Source organism: Streptomyces sp. MZ04, assembly GCF_004684775.1.
In the GTDB taxonomy this organism is placed as follows: domain Bacteria; phylum Actinomycetota; class Actinomycetes; order Streptomycetales; family Streptomycetaceae; genus Streptomyces.
In genome coordinates this window covers 1-4,452 of record NZ_SRIC01000444.1, presented here as the reverse complement: position 1 = coordinate 4,452, position 4,452 = coordinate 1, and the positions used below count along the sequence as shown (strand labels likewise).

At 69.0% G+C, this 4,452-nt stretch carries 7 protein-coding genes; 5 read left to right on the top strand and 2 right to left on the bottom strand.

What is annotated here, in order from left to right; all coding sequences use genetic code 11:
- From E2651_RS41450 to E2651_RS41430, 4 genes are all read left to right on the top strand, one after another.
- A partial coding sequence (locus E2651_RS41450) for a lipase family protein (RefSeq protein WP_135336434.1) occupies positions 1-1,019 on the top strand: 1,019 nt, incomplete at its 5' end.
- A gap of 109 nt (positions 1,020-1,128) precedes the next feature.
- The gene (locus tag E2651_RS41445; RefSeq protein ID WP_135336433.1) at positions 1,129-1,410 is read left to right on the top strand and encodes a DUF1876 domain-containing protein; all 282 of its coding nucleotides are present in this window, start codon (positions 1,129-1,131) and stop codon (positions 1,408-1,410) included.
- A gap of 101 nt (positions 1,411-1,511) precedes the next feature.
- Entirely contained in the window at positions 1,512-1,916 is a 405-nt protein-coding gene (locus E2651_RS41440) for a DUF4440 domain-containing protein (protein ID WP_135336432.1), read from the top strand.
- A 751-nt stretch (positions 1,917-2,667) separates the two neighbouring features.
- Positions 2,668-2,913 carry a DUF397 domain-containing protein gene (locus E2651_RS41430; protein ID WP_135336431.1) on the top strand — a complete coding sequence of 82 codons (246 nt, stop codon included), beginning with the start codon at positions 2,668-2,670 and terminating at the stop codon, positions 2,911-2,913.
- A 4-nt stretch (positions 2,914-2,917) separates the two neighbouring features.
- Here the strand turns inward: E2651_RS41430 and E2651_RS41425 are convergent, their stop codons facing one another.
- Both E2651_RS41425 and E2651_RS41420 read right to left on the bottom strand, forming a co-directional pair.
- Positions 2,918-3,577, bottom strand: a complete 660-nt coding sequence (locus tag E2651_RS41425) for a DinB family protein (RefSeq protein ID WP_135336430.1) — start codon at positions 3,575-3,577, stop codon at positions 2,918-2,920.
- Positions 3,578-3,610: 33 nt separating this feature from the next.
- Entirely contained in the window at positions 3,611-4,348 is a 738-nt protein-coding gene (locus E2651_RS41420; protein ID WP_348541706.1) for an MFS transporter, read from the bottom strand.
- Here E2651_RS41420 and E2651_RS46275 point away from each other — a divergent pair.
- A partial coding sequence (locus tag E2651_RS46275; RefSeq protein WP_348541707.1) for a hypothetical protein occupies positions 4,262-4,452 on the top strand: 191 nt, incomplete at its 3' end. The genes E2651_RS41420 and E2651_RS46275 overlap by 87 nt on opposite strands.

The window sequence follows — 4,452 nt, the reverse complement described above, 5'->3', positions numbered from 1 at the left end:
TCCACCCCCTCCCCGGCCAGCCGACCAACACCAAGGCCTGGAAGGTGAATTACCGCTCGACGACCGCGAACGGCGAACCGAACACCGTCTCCGGGACGGTCATCGTGCCGCAGGACGGCAGGAAAGGACCGCGCCCCCTCATCACGTACGCCGTCGGGACGATCGGCATGGGCGACCACTGCGCGCCCAGCGCGGGCTTCCCGCGCGGCACGACCCTCGAGGCCAACCTCATCCAGCAACTCACCCTGCGGGGCTGGGCGGTGGCGGTGACGGACTACGAGGGCCTAGGCACCCCCGGCGACCATACCTACACAGTGGGCCGCGCAGAGGGCCAGGCGATGCTGGACGCCGCGCGCGCCGCGATCCGCCTCCCGGAGGCGGGCCTCGCCCCGGACACCCCGGTGGGCATCATGGGCTACTCGCAGGGCGGGCAGTCCGCAGGCTGGGCGGCCGAGCTGCACGGTTCGTACGCGCCCGACCTGAAGATCAAGGGCACGGCGGCCGGCGGTGTCCCCGGCGACCTGATGAAGGCGGCGGACTTCAACGACGGTTCGTACGGCTCGGGCCTGATCTTCATGGCGGCGATCGGCCAGAACGCGGCGTTCCCCGAACTGAACCTGGAGTCGTATCTGAACCCGGCGGGCAAGAAGCTGATCGGTGCGTTGCGGAACAGTTGCGTCGCGGACGGCGCGGTGCTCGGCGCCTTCAAGAAGATCAGTGACATGACAACGAAGAATCCTCTCGACCAGCCGGACTGGCAGCAGCGGCTGCTCGAGTCGGCGGTCGGCACGCGGGCGCCGGACGCGCCGGTGTACCAGTACCACGTGATCACCGACGAGCTGATCCCGTACGGCATCGGGAAGCAGGTCCGCGCGGACTGGTGCGCGAAGGGGGCGAACGTGGAGTGGCACACGGTGCCGCTGGGTGAGCACGTCTCTGGCGTGATCACCCAGTCGCCCCTGGCCGCGAACTGGCTGGCGGACCGTTTCGCGGGGAAGCCGGCGCGGGGCAACTGCTAGCCGGACGTTACAGCTCGCATCCTGGGCCGCACCGGCGGTGACTGCCAGGGGCGCCCACTGGCCACCGTGGGTCGGTGGGCGCACCCTGGAACCAGCAGTTCCGGAGGCGATGAAGATGACGATGAAGACCGCAGTCGGATGGCACATCGAGCTCGAATTCGAGGAGGACGACCAGCGCACGCGCGCGGCCGCGCTCGTACGGCTCGCCGACGGGAGTGAGGTGCGGGCCCATGGGTACGCGAGCCGGCACCCCTCCGACCCGCAACAGGCAAGGGTCGGCGAGGAGATCGCGGGAGCGCGGGCGCTGAACGAACTGGCGATGCAGTTGCTTACGAAGGCGCACGACGAGATAGACGAGGCCTCTGGGAGGACGTCGCACACGATCCGGTGAGCTCGCCCCAGACGGTCTGATCGCTATGGGATCATCCGGGCGGCAGGCTTGCCCACTCGCCCCGTGACTCGCTGTCCCTGATCGAGAAGAGCCCATGTCTGATGTCTGACGTCAAAGCTGAGCTCGACCACCTGATGCGTATCTTTCTCGGCGCGTTCACCAACATCGGCGGCGGCCGGGCGAACGTCGATGCCGTCCGCGAGGTGTTCATTCCGGAGGGAATGATCATCAGGAACGTCGGCGGCGAGCTCACGGTGTACGACGTCGACGCGTTCGTCGAGCCGCGCGAGAAGATGCTCACGGACGGGACGCTGACGGAGTTCTCCGAGTGGGAGGTGGCCGAACGGACCGAGATCTTCGGGTCGATCGCGCACCGGTTCAGCGAGTACCGGAAGTCGGGTTACCTCGACGGTGAGTGGTTCGAGGGTGTTGGGCGGAAGACCACTCAGTACGTGCGTACGCCTGAGGGCTGGCGGATGAGTTCGATGGCCTGGGACGACGAGTAGCTTCGCTGGGCCTGGGTTTTGATTGGCGCCGGGGCCGCCCGGTTGGCCTGAGTGTGGCGGTTCCGGGCTGGGAGTAAAGGGCGCTCCGCTGCGCTGCGCGTCGGCTTCGCCGATGTCCCTTCGGGCCACCCTTGACACCCATCCCTCCACCGCGAGAAGCGAGATGACCGGGCGGCCACGAAACGGGGCTCACGGGGAGGGGGGTTGGGTCATCCGGCTTCGCGGCCGGGTGCGGACTTGTTCGTTTCAGCGCGGCGGGGTGGGAGGCGTGCGCGGTCGCTCCGGGGATGGGTCCCGGCTTCGTCAAGCGTCCGGCGACCGGCCGTCGGCTGTCGGCCGTTGATCGCGAGCAGGCTGGTGGGGGGGTGTGGGGACCCTACTTTGGAAAAGTTGCGTTTCAGATTGCGTGCGCCCCCCTTGTGTCAGAACACTACTTTTCCAAAGTAGGGTCCCCACCCCCCCCCTGGGACCGGACCGCAAACGCTTGACGAGACCGATGCCCATCCCCGAACCGGCCGCGCACCCCCGCTGAAACGAACTGGTCCGCACCCGGCGCTCAAGCCGGATGACCCGACCGGCAGTCCCCGTGAGCCCCGCTTCCAGGGCCGCCCGGTCATCTCCTTTCGTGCGGTGGAGGGGTGGGTGTCAAGGGTGGCCCGCGCTTACTCGCCGTCCGCTATGGGATCCTGCAATCCGAGGCGCTCACGCCCCGTGATTCGCTGGCCCTGATCGAGAAGATGCTGGGAGAACTATGAACAGCGAGACACTGAACTGGTTCAAGTCCAGCCACAGCAGCGGAGGCGGAGGCGAATGCCTCGAAGTCGCCTACACCTGGCGCAAGTCCAGCCACAGCGGTGGCGAAGGCGGCTCATGCGTAGAAGTCTCCCCGCACCCCAGCGTCATCCACGTCCGCGACTCCAAGAACCCCGACGGCCCCAACTTCAAGGTTACTCCCGCCACTTGGAACGACTTCATCGCAACCTGGGACGACGAGTAGTCGGCTAGCCCCGCGGCTCCCCGTACCACCGCCACGACGTACGCCGCTCCTGCCCCGGCAACTCCCCCCGCCCCGTCGCCCACAGCAGCGTCGGCCAGGGTTCCGAAGCCGACGGGACGTCGGGGAACAGGCGGTGGAGGACGCGGGCGCAGACGTCCGCCGGCGGGGTCCACTTCAGGCCCAGGCCCTCGGCCAAGTCGTACGTGTGGACCACCGTTTCCACGATGCCCATCGCCGCGAAGCCCTCCGGATCCGAGGCGCCGAAGCCGTGGAACGAGCGGAGTTCCGGGGGTGCCGTGCGGACCATGGCGGTGAGCATCGCGCCGGTCGCCTCCAGGACCTGGAGGAGGCCTGCGGGGCCCGCCTCGCGGTCCGCGTGGATCGCGTTCCAGGGGCCATCGGTCTGGCGCGGCTCCCAGATGAAGGGAACGGGGCCGTCCAAGGACGGGGCCCTCGGGCCCAGTTGAGCCGCGTACGCGAAATAGTCGTCGCTGAGGTGCTCGACCGTCTCCCAGCAGGTCCACCGCAGTGTGCCCGCCTTCGTGTCCCAGGCGGCCGCAGGTGCCTCGCGGAGGGTGGCGAGGGCCAGCTGGATGGACTGGTCGAGGTCGTCGGCGGTGACGGGTCCGGGCGTTGCGGCATCTTGTTCGGCTTGTCGGTGCATGCGGGGAACGGTAGTAGCGCTTGAGTCGAGGCCCTAGTGACTTTCCCGGCGGCCGTCCCTCGGCAGGAGCCATGCCGCCAGCCCCGTCGTCGCGCAGAGCAGGAGACCCACCACCAGGAGGGACTCCCGCATCCCGGAGAGGGAGAAGCCCATCCCCGCGCCGCCGGATGCCAGGAGTGCGCCGAACAGGGCCACCGACATCGCGCCGCCCGTCTGGCGAAGGGAGTTGAGCAGTCCGGAGGCCGTGCCCGCGCGGTCGGCGGGGACGGCGTCCATCAGCAGGGCGGTCAGCGCGGGGACCGCGAACGCGCCGCCCATGCCGGTGGGGACGAGCAGGACGAGGACCAGCCAGAGCGGGGTGTCCGCGCCCAGCGGGATCAGCACGAACATCGCGAGGGCGAGGACCGCCTGCCCCGTCACGATCACCCGGCGGCGCCCGAAGCGCTCCGCCATCGGCGGTGAGAGGAGGTTCGTCGACGTGATCACGGCCGCGAGGGGGACGAACATCAGGCCGGCTGAGATTCCCGACATTCCGCGCAGTTGTTGGAAGTAGAGGCCCAGCAGGAAGACGACGCCGTAGAAACCGGCGTTGAGGGCGAAGCCGATCGCCAGTGAGACGCCGACCTGGCGCTGGCGCAGCATGGGCAGGGGCACCATTGGCGCGCTGTGTCGCCTCTCCGTTGCGTGGAAGGCGAAGCCCGCCAGTACGGCGACGGCGGCCGCGCCGAGGACCGGCGCGCTCGTCCAGCCCAGATGTCCGCCCTCGATCACGGCGAACGCGAGGCCCGCGAGGGCAAGGACCGCGGTGGCCTGGCCCGCCAGGTCGAGGGGTGCGGGGCCTGGCTCTTATACACATCTGACGCTGCCGACGAATA